Annotated in this window: 15 protein-coding genes; 7 read left to right on the forward strand and 8 right to left on the reverse strand. The window is 66.2% G+C overall.

Annotation, left to right across the window (positions count from 1 at the left end; translation table 11 throughout):
• Window positions 1-8 precede the first annotated feature (8 nt).
• Window positions 9-1,661, reverse strand: coding sequence for a copper resistance D family protein (locus HN018_RS14785; protein ID WP_171833333.1), 1,653 nt, complete (start codon window positions 1,659-1,661; stop codon window positions 9-11).
• 10 nt (window positions 1,662-1,671) lie between these two features.
• Window positions 1,672-2,046 (reverse strand): copper resistance CopC family protein, encoded by a 375-nt coding sequence (locus HN018_RS14790; RefSeq protein WP_171833332.1) that lies wholly within the window; start codon window positions 2,044-2,046, stop codon window positions 1,672-1,674.
• A gap of 111 nt (window positions 2,047-2,157) precedes the next feature.
• Between HN018_RS14790 and HN018_RS14795 the strand changes: the two genes are divergently transcribed.
• Entirely contained in the window at window positions 2,158-2,688 is a 531-nt protein-coding gene (locus HN018_RS14795) for a M23 family metallopeptidase (RefSeq protein WP_171833331.1), read from the forward strand.
• Window positions 2,689-2,730: 42 nt separating this feature from the next.
• On the opposite strand, the gene HN018_RS14800 is transcribed toward HN018_RS14795, so the two are convergent.
• Window positions 2,731-3,885 (reverse strand): type III PLP-dependent enzyme, encoded by a 1,155-nt coding sequence (locus tag HN018_RS14800; protein ID WP_171833330.1) that lies wholly within the window; start codon window positions 3,883-3,885, stop codon window positions 2,731-2,733.
• Between the two features lie 348 nt (window positions 3,886-4,233).
• On the opposite strand from HN018_RS14800, the gene HN018_RS14805 reads away from it, so the two are divergent.
• A complete protein-coding gene (locus HN018_RS14805) occupies window positions 4,234-5,331 on the forward strand; it encodes a YihY/virulence factor BrkB family protein (protein ID WP_239478698.1) in 1,098 nt (365 codons plus the stop codon).
• Here the strand turns inward: HN018_RS14805 and HN018_RS14810 are convergent.
• Entirely contained in the window at window positions 5,282-6,007 is a 726-nt protein-coding gene (locus HN018_RS14810; protein WP_239478702.1) for a septal ring lytic transglycosylase RlpA family protein, read from the reverse strand. The two genes, HN018_RS14805 and HN018_RS14810, sit on opposite strands and share 50 nt — an antisense overlap.
• Window positions 6,008-6,340: 333 nt before the next feature.
• Here HN018_RS14810 and aroQ point away from each other — a divergent pair, with 333 nt between their 5' ends.
• From aroQ to accC, 3 genes are read left to right on the forward strand one after another with little or no spacing between them, the layout of a single operon-like run.
• Window positions 6,341-6,796 (forward strand): type II 3-dehydroquinate dehydratase, encoded by a 456-nt coding sequence (gene aroQ / locus HN018_RS14815; protein WP_171833557.1) that lies wholly within the window; start codon window positions 6,341-6,343, stop codon window positions 6,794-6,796.
• Window positions 6,793-7,251: an acetyl-CoA carboxylase biotin carboxyl carrier protein gene (locus tag HN018_RS14820; RefSeq protein WP_171833329.1), complete on the forward strand. Its 459-nt coding sequence runs from the start codon at window positions 6,793-6,795 to the stop codon at window positions 7,249-7,251. The genes aroQ and HN018_RS14820 overlap by 4 nt, the downstream gene beginning before the upstream one ends.
• 10 nt (window positions 7,252-7,261) lie before the next feature.
• Window positions 7,262-8,605 carry an acetyl-CoA carboxylase biotin carboxylase subunit gene (accC, locus tag HN018_RS14825; RefSeq protein ID WP_171833328.1) on the forward strand — a complete coding sequence of 448 codons (1,344 nt, stop codon included), beginning with the start codon at window positions 7,262-7,264 and terminating at the stop codon, window positions 8,603-8,605.
• A 223-nt stretch (window positions 8,606-8,828) separates the two neighbouring features.
• Here the strand turns inward: accC and sthA are convergent, their stop codons facing one another.
• The 4 genes from sthA to HN018_RS14845 form a co-directional block, all read right to left on the reverse strand.
• Window positions 8,829-10,280, reverse strand: a complete 1,452-nt coding sequence (gene sthA, locus HN018_RS14830; RefSeq protein WP_204259538.1) for a Si-specific NAD(P)(+) transhydrogenase — start codon at window positions 10,278-10,280, stop codon at window positions 8,829-8,831.
• Between the two features lie 51 nt (window positions 10,281-10,331).
• Window positions 10,332-10,847: an adenine phosphoribosyltransferase gene (locus HN018_RS14835; RefSeq protein ID WP_171833327.1), complete on the reverse strand. Its 516-nt coding sequence runs from the start codon at window positions 10,845-10,847 to the stop codon at window positions 10,332-10,334.
• Window positions 10,848-10,975: 128 nt separating this feature from the next.
• Window positions 10,976-12,772: an ATP-binding protein gene (locus HN018_RS14840; protein ID WP_171833326.1), complete on the reverse strand. Its 1,797-nt coding sequence runs from the start codon at window positions 12,770-12,772 to the stop codon at window positions 10,976-10,978.
• A gap of 106 nt (window positions 12,773-12,878) precedes the next feature.
• Window positions 12,879-13,595: a TVP38/TMEM64 family protein gene (locus HN018_RS14845; RefSeq protein WP_171833325.1), complete on the reverse strand. Its 717-nt coding sequence runs from the start codon at window positions 13,593-13,595 to the stop codon at window positions 12,879-12,881.
• Window positions 13,596-13,827: 232 nt separating this feature from the next.
• Here HN018_RS14845 and HN018_RS14850 point away from each other — a divergent pair, with 232 nt between their 5' ends.
• Together HN018_RS14850 and tldD are read left to right on the forward strand one after the other, a co-directional pair.
• Complete coding sequence (locus tag HN018_RS14850) at window positions 13,828-14,847, forward strand: COX15/CtaA family protein (RefSeq protein WP_239479316.1); 1,020 nt, start codon at window positions 13,828-13,830, stop codon at window positions 14,845-14,847.
• Window positions 14,844-16,283, forward strand: a complete 1,440-nt coding sequence (gene tldD, locus HN018_RS14855; protein ID WP_171833323.1) for a metalloprotease TldD — start codon at window positions 14,844-14,846, stop codon at window positions 16,281-16,283. The genes HN018_RS14850 and tldD overlap by 4 nt, the downstream gene beginning before the upstream one ends.
• Window positions 16,284-16,343: the final 60 nt, after the last annotated feature.

Consider the following 16,343-nt stretch of genomic DNA (forward strand, 5'->3'; position numbering starts at 1 on the left):
TGCGAGCCTTATGCCTCGCGGTACCAGAGCAGGATAATGCCGACCAGGATGAAGCAGAGCGGCCAGACCCAGCCCGCGATGCGTCCGCCGATACCCGGAAGCCGCAGCTCGAGCCAGCGTCCCCAGCCGGCCGCGATGCCGGCCAGCGCCAGCGGCGTGTGGGTCAGCTCGATCAGTTCGGCATCCTTCACGTTGGCGATCTGATGGCTGTGGGTCAGCAGCAACGCGCCTCCGGCTGCGACCATCAGCGGAAACACCAGGGCGGCCCGGCGCGATCTGAGCCGTCCGGTCTGCACCGACCATTCGAAGCCCGCGAACACCAGGATCAGCACCACGAACAGCCGATGCTGCACCACCTCGACGTCCCGGAACGCCGCCATGAAATCCTCGTTCCCGAGCGGCCAGACCTCGGGGTCGGACCGCAGCAGCAGGAACAGCGCCAGTCCGATGAACACCACCGGCCAGTGACGCGCAGGCCTGAACCCCGCCTGTGCGATCAGCACCAGCAGCCCGATCATGATGACGAACAGGCCTGCCCAGTGATGGTTGTATTCCGACCAGGCGATGTCGTCGGCATTGCGCGGCGGCAGCGTACCGTCGCCGGGAACGAAGGCCGGTGCGGCGACGTGATGCGCGCGCGCGGCCTGGGCATCGATCTTGGCCTGCAAGGCTGGGATCGCCAGCACGTCATGATCCGGCGAGCGCAGTCGCGGCCAGACCGGAGCGTTGCGCTCGATGATCTCGTGCCAGGTGACACGGTCCTGGGCAAGATCCACCGCCGGCGGCACCGAGGTCAGCGACGCGGCGGCAAAGAATATCGAGAAGCCCAGCCCGATCTCGACCTCGGCGAACCGCTTCATCCGGATCACCGACGCGTCCGGATTGCGACGCAGGCGCTCGGTGACCATGAGATTGCCGAAGCCGAGAGCCAGCAGCCCCATGAACAGGCCGATCTTGGCGCCGACCATCACCCCGTAGGCAGTGCCGTAGAATGCCGGCAGCGAGCCGATATACACGATGAACATGGTGATGCCGGACGCCAGGATGCAGGCGACGCCCAGCATCGACAGCCTGGAAAACCGTGCGCCGACCCGACGCCAGCCGACACCGTCATGCACCTCGCCCAGGGCGATCAGGAACGACGGGATGCCGCCGATCCAGATGGCAGCACCGAGCTGGTGCAGCCACTCGACGACCAGCAGCAATGTCGATTGCTCGAGTCGCGCGGCCGCGTGGGTCGTTGCGGTTGCCGCCGCCAGCTCGATCGCCACAAGTCCGAGCAGGAGCGCACTCGGCACCTGCCTGCCGGTCGGCCGCATGGTGCAGGCGGCAATCACCAGCGCGGAGCCGATCTTCACGAGTGCCGCGACAGCGAAGTTCGCCTGCATCACGTCGAGAAACGACAGGTCGACCGTCGACATCAGCACGGCGACCTGCAGCCCGTTGCCGACCGTTTCAACAAGCGCCATCGCGATGGCGCTCCAGAAGGTCAACCGCATGATGCGCGACAGGATGCGTTGGCCGTTGGCCAGCTCGGTCACGAACGGCCTGGCGAGCAGCACCAGGAACAGCACCCCACCCAGCGCCATCGACTGGGCAACGATCGTCAGCGCATGCAGAATGATGCTGAGATAGCCGAACAGGTCGACGAGCAGTGCCACGGCGAGGAGCCTACTTCTCGACGACGGTGAACGGCACGTCGCCGCGGGTGATGTGGCCGTCCAGAGCCAGTGCCTGCCAGCGGAGCGTGTAGCTACCCGGAACAAGGTCGGCCTCGGCATCGAGCGCGTTGGTGGCGCTGGCCGGCGTCACCGTCAGGATGACCGGCTTGCCGCCCGGCCCGGTCAGGGTCAGGCGCGAGCGCTTGTGGTCAATCCGGCTGTTGTAGTTGAAGACGAGGGTCTGGTGGCCGCTGGCAATCGTGCCGCCGGGCGCCGGGGTGCTGGTGGTCAGGATGGCATGCGCCAGAGCGAGCTTCGGCAGCACGAGCAACATGCCAAAGGCAGCCAGCCGGACGGACGAGATAAAATAGGGACGAAGGGTCATCGGCGGAATCCTGCGATGAGGGCCGCCTGGCTGACAGCGGCGTTCAATGGGGCGGGGCGCAATCGTCAGCGGCTCTAGGCCAAAAGATGCCGCGGTGGAACAGTGCGCCAAATGAAAACTTCGAAGGGTCTGCCGTCCCGGTATATCGGCCTGGCGCTGTATTGCGTGGCCATCTGCACCACGTCGACGACCGCGCACGCGTCATCGCCCGACCCGGCGGTGCCGCCTGCCCTGCATTATCCGTCGCCGGTTGCGGCACAATGCTACACCTCGCCGTTCGGCTGGCGGCATTGGGTGGGCCCGATGGCGCCGGCGGGTTTCCATAACGGCATCGACCTGCCGGCCCCGGCGGGCGGCCTGGTGCGCGCTCCGATCGCCGGCACCGTGAGCCGGATCAGGCGGATGGGGATCGGTGGGCTGCAGGTCACCGTGGTGCATCCAGGCGGGCTGACCACGCTGTACGCTCATCTCGGGAGTGTGGTGCCTGCGCTTGCGGAAGGTCGATCCCGCCTCGCCGCCGGCGATCCGATCGGGCGGATCGGCAGGACCGGCGTCACCTACGGCACCCACCTGTTCTTCGCGATATTCGCCGAAGGGCACGCGATCGACCCGAACCTGCTGCTTCGGTTGCCTGCCTGCTGATGGAACCGTCCGGACGCTTAATTCCCGGACGGTCCCGGCGGCTCAGATGTAGTGTTCGGCCAACGGTGCGAAACCGTTGAAACGGGTCGAGCAGTAGGTCGACACGTAGGCACCGGTCGATAGCAACTCGACCCGCTCGCCGGAGGCGAGGTCGAGCGGCAACCGGTAGTTGCTGCGCTCGTAGAGGATGTCGGCGCCGTCGCAGGTCGGTCCGGCGATCGCCACCGGGCCGAGCGCAGAGCCGTCATGCGGCGTGCGGATCTGGTACTTGATCGACTCGCCCTCGGTCTCGGCCAGACCGCCGAAGCGGCCGATATCGAGATAGACCCAGCGCACGCTTTCCTGCGCATCGTCCGGCAGTGCGCCCGGCAATGCACGTCGGCTGACCAGCACCACTTCGGAACTGACCACGCCCGCATCGCCGACGATGAACCGGCCCGGCTCGACGATCGTTTCCGGCAGCGCATTGCCGAAATGCTTCGTCATCGCCCGGCCGATCGCCGTCGCGAACTGGTCGATCTCAGGCACGTCGTCGCGATACCGGGTGGGGAAGCCGCCACCCAGGTTGATCATGCGGATATCCAGTCCGGCCGCCGCCAGATCGGTGAACAGCATGGCGGCGCGGCCGATCGCCGCTTCATACGAAGCCGTGTCGGTCTGCTGGCTGCCGACATGGAACGAGAGGCCGAACGGATCCAGCCCCAGATCGCGGGCACGCAGCATCAGGGCCCGGGCATGCTCGACGGAGGTGCCGAACTTGCGCGACAGCGGCCAGTCGGCGCCGGCATTCTCGACCAACAGGCGGCAATAGACGCGGGCACCCGGCGCATGGATCGCCAGCTTGTCGAGTTCCTCGTCGCAGTCGAACGCGAACATGCTCACGCCTGCGGCATATGCGCTGGTGATGGCGCTCACCTTCTTGATGGTGTTGCCGAACGAGATCGCCGACGAGTCGGCTCCGGCTTCGAGGCACATGCTGACCTCTTCCCAGCTGGCTGCATCGAAGCACGATCCGAGGGCGACGAGCCGCTGCAGGACAGGCAGGGCCGGATTGGCCTTCACCGCATAATAGATACGGGCGAGCGGCAGCGCCGCTTCAAGCTCGCAATAGCGCAGCTCGACCTGGTCGACATCGACGACCAGGCATGGCGTTGCCGGGATGCGATCAGCCAGAAATGACGCGATTTTAGGGTTCATCGCACCCATCCTCCAGTTGTCATCCGCCTGTTGAGACAGCGGACGAGTTGCGAAACGGTCTAACGGACCAGCGACCAAGATCGGTACCGCAAGGGAACCCGATTGCCAGAACGCTTGACGTCGTTGCGTAACCTCAGAGGGCCAGTGGCACGTGCGTGGCTGCGTGGGAGCAGGGATATGAGGCAACCGAACCCTTGATGCAACAGAAGATTCCGGATTTTGTGGCGGGGGTGTTCGTCACGGCCGACAGCGCCCGGCAGCCGCAACCGATTTCGGTTGGCGGACGTTGTTTTCAGCTGCATGACGAGCCGCCCGGGGCCTGGGCAAATCGATAACCGGGAGCCTTGCATGGCACAGGTACGGGAACAGAGCCTGAACCAGGCACCGATGAAACAGCCTGAGTCAGGTGCCGACGATCGGCCCGACCAGACGCCGGGTGCACGGGACGACGTGGTGGAAACGCCGGTCGTGCCGTCCGAAGCAGACCGGGAACTCGGGCGAGGCGCCAAACAGCCGACCCACATCCCGTGGGCCGGATGGAAGAAGGTGCTCAAGCGCACCTTCTCCGAGATGATATCCGACCGGATCGGCCTGGCCGCTGCGGGCTGCGCCTTCTATGCAACGCTCGCCCTGTTTCCGGCGATCAGCACGATGGTGTCGGTCTACGGACTGGCGTTCGACCCGAACACGGTCGAGCCGCAGCTCCGGGTGCTGCGCAACCTGTTGCCGCGGCCTGCCTTCCAGCTGATCTCCGAGCGGGTGCACACTCTGGTTGCCCAGCCGCGCGGCACCCTGACCATCAGCCTGATCATCGGCACGCTGATCACTCTGTGGTCCGCCTCGGCCGGGACCAAGTCTATGATCGCCGCCCTCAACATCGCCTACGAGGAAGCGGAGACCCGGTCGTTCGTCCGGTTCCAGATCACCGCACTCAGCATGACGCTATGCGCGATCCTCGGGGCGGCACTCGCCGTCGCTCTGCTCGTGTTCCTGCCCGCTGTGCTGGAGTTCATCCCGACGCATTTCGGGTTCGAGGCAGTCGAGGCCGGCACACAGACCCTGCTCAGGCTCGGTAGCCCGGTGGTCATGCTGCTGTTCGTGGGCCTGGCATTCTCTCTGCTGTACCGGTTCGGTCCGTCGCGGCGCGTGGCGGGCTGGCACTGGATCACGCCGGGCTCGATGGTCGCCACCCTGCTGTGGCTGCTCGCCTCGATCGGCTTCTCATACTATGTGGGACACGTGGCCAGCTACGACGCGACCTATGGTCCGCTTGGCGCGGTCGTCGGCATCATGATGTGGTTCTTCGTGACCGCCTACGTGGTCCTGCTCGGTGCCGAACTGAACGCGGAACTCGAGCTTCAGACGGCGATGGACAGCACCGCCGGAACGCCGAGGCCTATCGGCCGGCGAGGTGCGTATGTGGCTGACCATGTTGCGGACGATTAACCATGTCGTCGGCCGCCATCAGCGCCTGATCGTTGGTGTCGTCGGCAGCCGCCTGGGCCACTTCGACCACTTCCGGCGTCGCCTGCTGCAGCGTCACGCTTGCGACGCCGCTATCGAGCATGCCGATCCGGGCTGCCGCCGCACGTGAAAGATCGACGATCCGGCCTCCGAACGGGCCGCGGTCATTGACGGTCACGACGACCGATTGCCCGGTCGTATCCGATGTCACCAGCACCTTGGTGCCGAGTGGCAGGGTTGGATGAGCGCAGGTCAGCTGCATCGGATCGAAGCGGGCGCCGCTGGATGTGCGCCGTCCGGCATGGTCGCGGCCATACCAGCTTGCGACGCCGCTCTCGGACCAGGCGAGCGCAGACCGGCCGGCTTCGGCGACATGATGAGCATGCAGCGCGAAACGGGCCTCGACGGCCCGGGCCCAGGCAGTGACCTGATGATGAGGTGCCGCCTCGACCGGTGCCGGGTCCGAGGTTGCGGTGGCGGGATCGAGTGCCGCTTGCTCGGCGAGACGCGAGTGGACCGCCCCTGCCCAGCTTGTCGGTGCGACGGCGACGGGTGCTGCGATCGATCCAGAGGTGCCGAGGCCGAGAAGGGCCGCAACGGCTAGCGAGGCGAGCTGCGTCGCGGAAAGGGCGAGGGCCCTGTTGCTCTGAGGTCGCAAGCTCGTCGATCGCACGTTTTGGTCGTCCCACACCGTTCCCGAGCACTAGAGGCGTACCTAATCAGAAGATCAAGCCTGAATAGCGCCGTCCAAACATGAACAGAGCATAAAGAGGCCTTTATATGCTTTTCGGTCGCAATTCGGGTGACAGCATTGGGGAATTTGAGACGAAGAAGAAGATGACTCTACTGGGTAGACATCAGCGTTATATTGTGCGGCGCACCCAGCCATGCGTGTGCCAGCGGCAACAGCGTGGCTTGGATGTCGCGATCGCCGTCATGTGGCCCGGATGCCCTTGGAGCACCGGTGGCGACATGCTAACGCCGCGTGACAATGACGCCTCCGCTCATCGCCGTGCTGAACGGCCCCAACCTCAACATGCTCGGTCTGCGCGAACCCGCCATCTACGGAAGGGCGACGCTCGACGATGTCGAGCAGATCTGCGTCCAGGCTGCCGAGCGCCTGGATGTCGCGATCGACTTCCGCCAGACCAACGGCGAGGGCGAGCTCGTGTCCTGGGTGCAGGAATGCCGTGGCCGCGCGCGCGGGATCCTGATCAACCCGGGCGCCTATACCCATACCTCTATCGCATTGCTCGACGCGCTGACGGCTGTCGCGTTGCCGGTCGTCGAGGTGCATATCTCCAACATCCACCGTCGCGAGGAATTCCGCCGGCACTCCTATGTCAGCCAGGCGGCTGTGGGCGTGATCTGCGGGCTCGGGGTGCGTGGATATGCGCTGGCGCTGACCGCGCTGGCCGACATCATCATGGACGAGGACGAACGATGAGCCGCCTGCCCGTCGACGTGGACGCGATCCGCGCACTGGCCCAGATCCTGACCGAGACCGGTCTGACCGAGATCGAGGTCGCGGAGAAGGACAGCCGCATCCGCGTGGTCCGCGCCCCGGCGCAGATGGTGCAGGCCTATGCCGCACCGTCCGGCCCCGGAACGGCGCTCGCACCGGCTGCAGGCCCGGCGATCGCGGATCCGGCCGACCTGTCCAAGCACCCGGGCGCGGTCACCAGCCCGATGGTCGGCGTGGCCTACCTGTCGCCCGAGCCGAGCGCGCCGGCCTTCGTAACCGAAGGCCATGCGGTCACCGCCGGACAGACGCTGATGCTGATCGAGGCGATGAAGACCTTCAACCAGATCAAGGCGCCGCGCGCGGGCACCCTGAAGAAGCTGCTGGTCACCTCCGGCTCGCCGGTCGAGTTCGGCGAAGTCCTGGCGGTCATCGAGTGATCGCCGCCTGATGTTCGACAAGATCCTGATTGCCAACCGCGGCGAGATCGCGCTCCGGGTGCTGCGCGCCTGCCGCGAACTGGGCATACGCACGGTCGCGGTTCATTCGACTGCCGACGCCGAGGCGATGCATGTGCGGCTGGCGGACGAGAGCGTCTGTATCGGCCCGCCGGCGTCGCGCGACAGCTACCTCAACATCCCGGCGATCCTGACCGCGGCGCATCTGTGCGGTGCCGATGCGATCCATCCGGGCTACGGCTTCCTGTCCGAGAATGCCGGCTTCGCCGAGGCGGTCGAGGCGCATGGCCTCACCTTCATCGGACCGTCGCCCGACCATATCCGGATGATGGGCGACAAGATCACCGCCAAGACCGCCATGCGCAGTCTCGGCGTGCCGCTGGTGCCGGGTTCGGACGGAGCGCTCGCCGACCTCGATGCCGCCCGCACGGTCGCGGCCGAGATCGGCTATCCGGTGCTGATAAAGGCCGCCGCCGGTGGTGGCGGACGCGGCATGAAGGTCGCCGAGACCGCGAACGATATCGAGGAAGCCTGGCGCGTCGCCCGCACCGAGGCCAAGGCCGCGTTCGGCAACGACGAAGTCTATCTCGAGAAGTATCTCGACAAGCCGCGCCATATCGAACTGCAGATCATGGCCGACAATCATGGCGCCGTAGTGCATTTCGGCGAGCGCGACTGCTCGCTGCAGCGCCGGCACCAGAAGCTGCTCGAGGAGGCCGGTTCCCCTGCCCTCACACAGGAGGAACGCCGCGCGATCGGCGAGACCGCAACCTCTGCTCTGAAGAAGCTCGGCTACCGCAATGCCGGCACGCTCGAGTTCCTGTACCAGGACGGCCAGTTCGCCTTCATCGAGATGAACACCCGGCTGCAGGTCGAGCATCCGATCACCGAGATGGTGTGCAACGTGGACCTGGTGCGCGAGCAGATCCGTATCGCCGCCGGCCAGCCGCTCGGCTACACGCAGGAGCAGGTCCGCTTCGAGGGCCATGCGATCGAGTGCCGGATCAACGCCGAGGACCCGGACACCTTCATGCCGACCCCCGGCCGCGTCACCGTGTTCCATCCACCGGGTGGCCTGGGTGTCCGGATCGATAGCGCGCTCTACGCCGGCTACGTGGTGCCGCCGTATTACGACAGCATGGTCGCCAAGCTGATCGTGCATGCGCCAACCCGTCCCGAGGCGATCGCCCGGATGCAGCGGGCGCTGGACGAGTTCGTGATTTCGGGGATCAAGACCGTAATCCCTTTGCACCAGCGCATCCTTGCGGACCCGGAGTTCCGTGCCGGCGACTACACCATCCACTGGCTCGAACAGTTCGTCGACAAGCCGCACTAGGCGGTCGCTGAACATCGGCGCGATGGACACGCCGTTCTGCCTGGTATCGACCGCCGAGCGGCCATCGATCCGAACCGTGCGCCGATGCTTATCTGCGCTGCCCTGAGCGGGTAGTAGCCGCAAGCCGCGTACCTGTTCACGACCATCGTCGTGATACAGCGTCTGATCCGGACGGCGCCAACAGCGCGATCAGGGTTTCATTCAATGGGCTGGCCGCTGGCCGCTACTCGGCGGCGTCGGCCTGCTCGGCGTTCTCGATCTCGGCTTCCTCGCGGCCGGCGACACGCGGCGTCATCCGGTTCCAGGCGTCGAGGGCGGCTATCTTGTAGGCCTCCGCGAGCGTCGGATAGTTGAACGTGTTCTCGAGGAAATAGTCGAGCGTACCGTGCAGGTTCAGCACCGCCTGTCCGATATGCACGAGTTCGGTCGCACCCTCGCCGACGATATGCACGCCGAGCAGTTTCCGCGTCTTGAGCGACACGATCATCTTCAGCAGGCCGCCCTGCAGACCCATGATGTGGCCACGCGACGTCTCGCGGAAGCGCGCCACGCCGGTCTCGTACGGGATGTGGCGGCTCCTGACTTCCTCCTCGGTCATGCCGACGGTCGAGATCTCCGGCACCGAATAGATACCGTAGGGGAAGAATCTCGGCGGCGGCGGCACGTTCTCGCCGAAGGCATGGCAGGCGGCGATGCGGCCCTGTTCCATCGAGGTTGAGGCGAGGCTCGGGAAACCGATCACGTCGCCCGTAGCATAGATGTGCGGCACGGCGGTCTGATACGTCGTGGGATCGACGGTGATCCTGCCCCGGTTGTCGACCGCGAGGCCGCAGCGATCGAGCTCGAGCGCCTCGACATTGCCCACGCGCCCAGCGGTGTAGAGCACCATCTCGGCGCGCACGCGCCGCCCGCCGGCAAGCATCACGATCGGCTGGCCATGCTCCATGTTGATGGTCTCGACCGGATCGCCCAGCCGGAACGTCACGCCGCGATCGCGGAGCTGGTGGACGAACTCGGCCAGCAACTCGCGGTCGATGAAGTCGAGGAAGCTGTCGCGCGGCTCGATCAGCGTGACCCGCACGTCGAGCGCGCTGAAGATCGTCGCATACTCGACGCCGATCACCCCGGCCCCGATCACCGCCAGGCTGTTCGGCAGCTTCTGCAGATTGATGATGCCGTCGCTATCGACCACCGTGGTGCCGTTGAACGGAACGCTGTCGGGCCGGTACGGCCGCGTGCCGACGGCGATCACGATCCTCTGCCCCCGCACCAGCTGGATCTCGCCGGCATCCAGGGTCACTTCGAGCGAGTGGCTGTCGAGGAAGCGCGCGGCGCCGTGCATCATGTGCACGTGGTTGCGGATGAACTGGTGCTTCAGTCCCTCGACCTCATGATCGAGCGTCTTCGTCAGGCGGATGGTCAGGTCGCCGGCGGCGATATCCTGCTTCACCCGGTAGGCGAGGCCGTAGAAGCCGCGCTCGCGCCAACCGGTCAGGTTGAGCACGGTCTCGCGCAGGGTCTTGGACGGGATCGTTCCGGTATGGACCGACACGCCGCCGAGCCGCGATGTCTTCTCGATGACCAGGACCGACTTTCCGAGCTTCGCAGCCTGAACTGCAGCACGGCGGCCGGACGGGCCGCTTCCGATGACGATCAGCTCGTAATCCTGGATCATGTCATGCTCCTTCGGGCGAAATACACCGTCAGCAAATAGATCCAGGATGCTTCAGGATTCGTAACTGACCAGCGCCGAGGTCGGCACGCCCAGCTTCTCCCGGCCCTTCAGGGACAGGATCTCGATGATGACGGCCGCACCGGTGACGTTGGCTCCGACCTTTTGCAGAAGCTGGATTGCCGCTGCGAGTGTCCCGCCAGTCGCCAGCAGGTCGTCCACCACCACCACGCGCTGGCCAGGCCGGATCGCATCGGCCTGGATATGAAGACTGTCCTGGCCGTATTCCAGCTCGTAATCGACCGAGACGGTACGGCCGGGCAGCTTGCCGGGCTTGCGCAGCATCAGGAACCCGCAGCCGAGCTTGCTCGCAAGCGGGGCCGCCATCAGGAAGCCGCGTGATTCGACACCCGCCAGCAGGTCGGGCTGGGCTGGTGCCACGGCATGCGCGAGCCGTCCCATCGCCACCTGCCAGGCATCGGCGTTCCGCAGCAGCGTCGAGATATCGTAGAACAGGATGCCGGGCTTCGGAAAATCCGGGATGCCGCGGATGTGCTCCTTGAGGTCCATTGCCTTCAAGTCCATTGATCGACAGAGCCCGGACCATGCCCGAAGCTCCCCTCCTCATGTGCAGCCGGGCTTTACCTGTTTCGAGGGGCATCGGCAAGAACGACGGCGCCCGGGCCCGGTGCGTCCCGCTATGCCGCCGCTGCCTTCCCCGAGCTGCGCAGTGTTTCATAAACTGCGCGGGCCAGTTGTTCGCGCCTGAACGGCTTTCCGATCAACATGCCCGCGGGCGCGCGGCGGCGATGCGAGACGGTACCGGTCTCGTCGCCGTAGCCGGACATGTAGAGGACACGGATACCCGGCCGCAGCTGCGCGGATCGTTCGGCCAGGGCGAACCCGTCGAGCGGACCGGGAAGCCCTATATCGGTCAGCAACAGGTCGATCCTGTCTGAACGGTCGCTCAGCATGCGCAACGCGACGCAGCCATCCTCGGCCTCGCAGACGCGATAACCCAGCGTGCGCAGCGTATCGGCGACGATCTTGCGCACGTCTGCCGAATCCTCGACCAGCAGGATCCGGCCCTCGCCGCGCGGAATCCCCGACGGACTTAGCGTCCGTGCGGAGGCGTCCGGGGCGTGACCGGCAGTGCGCGGCAGCTGTATCGTCACGGTGGTGCCGAGGCCCGGCTGGGATACCAGTCTTGCCGCCCCGCCGGACCGGCTTGCGAATGCGGAGAGGGTGGCCAGCCCGAGCCCAGTACCGCCACGATCGGCCTTGGTCGTGAAGAACGCCTCGAACGCCCGGGATGCCACCGCCTCGCTCATACCCTGCCCGGTATCGGCGAGGGACAGCTCGAAGACATCCGGCCGACCGCGAGGCGCCCGAGCCGCGGTGCCCACCGGGTCGGCCGCGCCGGCGGCCAGCCGGATCGCCAGCACACCGCCGCCCGGCATCGCATCTCGCGCGTTCAACGCCAGGTTCAGGATGGCACTCTCCAGCTGGATCGGGTCGATCGTCACCAGCCATTCGCCCTCCGGCAGATCCAGCAGGATCTCGATGCGCTCGCCGAGGGTGCGCCGCAGCAGCGGCATCAGATCGGGCAGCAGCAGCGCCAGGTCGACCAGCTCCGGCAGCAATGGCTGACGTCGGGCGAAGGCCAGCAACTGGCGGGAGAGCCCGGCTCCGCGATCCGCGGCCCCCGCCGCCTGGCCGAGATGCTGCCGCAATCCTGCATCGGTGGCGCCGGGCGACATCGACCCGAGTTCGAGTTGCACCGCCTCGATGTTGCCGACAATCACCGTCAGCAGGTTGTTGAAGTCGTGCGCGATGCCGCCGGTGAGCTGGCCGATCGCCTGCATCTTCTGTGACTGGAGCAGGGCGCGCTCGTTCTGGACGCGTTCGGTCATGTCGCCGATCGTCAGCACCAGCCCACCGGTCTCGATCGGAGCCGATCGAATTTCAAGATTGCGATCTCCCGGGCCGATGCATTCGCGCAGAACCGGGACTCCGGAACCACCGGGCTCGGCGGTGGTCGGGAAGCACGGTTCCAGCACCAGTTCCTGTCCGGGCCGGCGGCGATCCTGCAGAAGGCCGACGATGGCGGCATAGCCCAGCCCGGCCCGGAGCAGCGGAGGCGGCAGATCGAGGAGGTCGGAGAACTTTGGATTCCAGTGACGCAGGGTGCTGTCCGCCGCGAACACCGCAACGCCTTGCGCAAAACTGGCAAGGCCGGAGGTCAATTGCTGTGCCAGGATCCGCTGTTGCACTTCCGCTACGCGCAGGCGGGTCCAGGCCCGGAGGAGCAGCGAGGCGCCGATCAAAGTAAGGCCTAGCGCAAACCCGCTGCTTGCGATCGCCAGGAAATGCACATCGGAACCGATGACGGATTCGAGAGCTGAGGTTCTGCTGACCAGCGACAGTGTCGAGGACACGTAACCGGCCAGGATCACCACCAGGGCGCAAATGGCCACGAGGCTTGCCGCAGCCACAAAAGATCCAGATTGCCGCCGCAAGGGCATAAGGGTTCTCCACCACCCTCTTATAACGACTTAGCGATATTACACAGAATTGAATTGCCAGGGCGGGCCGGTTGTGTCAGCCGCGCACTGTGTCCCGTCTACGCATCAGGATGATGCCGACGCACCCGGATGCCACGAACAGCATGACGGCCAGCACAACTTGCACGGTATGGCCGATCCGCGTGCCCGACCCGAGAAGGGTGAAAATCAGCGTTTGCGGCAGGGTGCCCAGGATCGTGGCCGCCAGGAACGGCAGCGTGCGGACCTCGAGCACCCCGGCCGCGAGATTGAGCGCCAGGCTGCTCCCGATCGGCAGCAGCCTGATCGTCAGGATCGCGCTGAACGGATGCTTCGAAACAAACCGGTCGAGCCGGGCCAGCCATCCGCCGGCCCGTTGCTCCAGTCGGCGACGCGCCCAGTCGCGGGCCGCAAGCCGCGCCCAGAGAAAGCCGAACAGGCACCCGGCGACCGTGGCGACGCTCGACAGCAGCAGGCCGGGCAGCAGGCCATAGGCGATCCCGCCAGCGAAACACACGACCTGCCTGGGCATGCCCACTGCGCACACGACAGTTCCTGCGAGCAGGAACAGCAGCCTGCCGGCAAGCCCGTGCCGCAGCATCGACACGGTCGGCAGCAGCCCGCCATGCGTTCCGGGCAGATGGCGCAGCAGCAGCCCGAGCAGCAGCAGGACCAGCAGCGGCAGGATCGACTTGATGAGCCGCCCGGCCGGATGTCCGGACCCGGCAACGTCGGCGGGCTCGGACGACGGGGTTGCGGAGCGAGGCAGCGACATGGCTTCGCCGGTAGCATCGCGCCTGCCGCTTCACAAGCTGGACAGGGATCGCTTGCATCCTCTTGCAGGCATGCGATGGCGAGCCCTACATCAAACCATGCCTTCCGACACGATCGCTTCCCCCGGCTCACCGTCACGCGTTACGCGCTTTCGCGCACAATACGATGCCGGTCCAGCCACCACCGCCCGTAACGATCGCAGGGTGTCCAGCTGGCTGTTCGCGATCTGCTTCATGCTGCTCGGCATGATCGCCCTCGGTGGTGCCACGCGCCTGACCGGGTCGGGCCTTTCCATCATGGAATGGAAGCCGCTCTCCGGCATCGTGCCTCCGCTGACCCATGCGCAATGGGCGCATCTGTTCGCGCTCTACCAGCAGATCCCGCAATACCGGCTCGAGCACCAGGGCTTCGGGCTCGCCGGCTTCCAGCACATCTTCTGGCTCGAGTGGATCCACCGCTTCTGGGGCCGGATGATCGGCCTCGTGCTGTTTGTGCCGCTGGTGTTCTTCGCGGCTACCGGCGCGATCGGCTGGCGGATGATCGCCCGGCTGCTGCTGTTCTTCGTGCTCGGGGGGCTGCAGGGCGCAATCGGCTGGTTCATGGTGGCGTCCGGTTTCGATCCCGACAGCGTCGCGGTCGCCCCGGCCAAGCTGGTTCTGCATCTGAGCTTCGCCTTCGCCCTCTACGCCGCGATCCTGTGGACCGCCTTCTCGGTCAGGCGACCGGTCCCCGAGCCGATCGCCGGCTCCGATGGTGCCGTCTGGACCCGCCGGTTGGTGGCCGTTGCGGCCTGCGTGCTTGCGGTCACCGTCGTGGCCGGGGGCTTCACCGCCGGGACCCATGCGGGCTTCGTCTACAACAGCTTCCCGACCATGGATGGCCACCTGCTGCCGCCGCACTACGGATCGCTCCACCCGTTCTGGCGCAACTGGTTTCAGAACCTCGGCGCGGTGCAGTTCGACCATCGGGCCCTCGCCACCCTGACGGCCCTGACCATCGGTGGCGCGCTGGTGGTCGGGCTGCGGTCGAGCCTGACGAAAAATGCCCATGATGCGTTGATGCTGCTAGGCTGGGCGGTGCTTGCACAATACGCGCTCGGCATCACCACATTGCTTCTTGTGGTGCCTGCCTGGGCCGGCACCCTGCACCAGACATTCGCCGCCATCCTGTTGAGCGTCACGCTGTTTACCCTGCACCGCCTGCGCGGTGTCGGCGGCCCGATCGGCCGCCTGTCACGATCGGATCGTCCATGAGCGCCCTCGCCACCACCGACCAGCTTTTCTTCGGCCGCCCTGGCTCGACCCTGGATCGCACCGACGCCGAACGCATCCTGGGAACGGCACTCGCCGGTACCGACGACGGCGAGCTTTTCCTCGAATACCGCGAGAGCGAATTCATCAGCCTGGAAGAGGGCGTGATCCGCTCGGCCAGCTTCGACACCTCGAGCGGGTTCGGCCTGCGCGCGGTGCTCGGCGACGAGGCCGGCTATGCCCATTCCGACGAACTCAGCGAGAGTGCACTTGCCCGCGCCGCGACCACCGTCGGCCAGGTTCGTGCCGGCCGCAGCGGCATCGTCGCGGACACCCCCCGGGCGACCAACGCGCATCTCTACGGCGACGCCAATCCGCTCCGGGAGGCAGAGTTCGCCGTGCGGGCCGCGTTGCTGTCCGAGATCGACGCCTATGCACGGGGTCGCGACAGCCGCGTGGTCCAGGTGATGGCCTCGTTGGCCGCCGAGTGGCAGGCCGTGCAGATCCTGCGCGCCGACGGCAACCGGGTCGCCGACATCCGTCCGCTGGTGCGGCTCAACGTTTCGGTGGTGATGGAAAAGGATGGCCGTCGCGAAAGCGGCAGCTACGGCACCGGCGGCCGGTTCGCCTACGAACGGGTGCTGAACGAGACCACCTGGAAACACGCCGCCGACGAGGCGCTGCGCCAGGCGCTGGTCAACCTGGACAGCCGTCCCGCGCCCGCGGGCGAAATGGAGGTCGTGCTCGGCAATGGCTGGCCCGGGATCCTGCTGCACGAGGCGGTGGGGCATGGCCTCGAAGGCGACTTCAACCGCAAGGGAACCTCCGCTTTCTCCGGGCTGGTCGGCAAGCAGGTGGCATCCAGGGGCGTCACCATCGTCGATGACGGAACCCTGCCCGATCGTCGCGGCAGCCTGACCGTCGACGATGAAGGCACCCCGGCCAGCCGCACCGTGATGATCGAGGACGGCATCCTCACCGGCTACATCCAGGACCGCATGAACGCGCGCCTGATGAAGGTGGCGCCAACCGGAAACGGCCGCCGACAATCCTATGCGCACATGCCGATGCCGCGCATGACCAACACCGTCATGCTGAACGGCAGCCACAGCCCGGACGAGATGATCCGCTCGGTCAAGAAGGGCCTGTACGCGGTCAATTTCGGCGGCGGCTCGGTCGACATCACGTCCGGCAAGTTCGTTTTCGCCGCCAGCGAGGCCTACTTGATCGAAGATGGCCGCATCACCGCCCCGGTGCGTGGCGCGACCCTGATCGGCAATGGTCCGGATGCGATGACCAAGGTCAGTATGATCGGCAACGACATGGCGCTCGATCCGGGTATCGGCACCTGTGGCAAGAACGGCCAGGGCGTGCCCGTCGGCGTCGGCCAGCCGACTTTGAAGATGATGGGCCTGACGGTCGGCGGCACCGGCGGCTAGGTGAGCCGGCCCGTTACAATGATCCCAACGAGCCAGCCGATCACCACGGACCGACCAGTC

Source organism: Lichenicola cladoniae, from assembly GCF_013201075.1.
In the GTDB taxonomy this organism is placed as follows: Bacteria; Pseudomonadota; Alphaproteobacteria; order Acetobacterales; family Acetobacteraceae; genus Lichenicola; species Lichenicola cladoniae.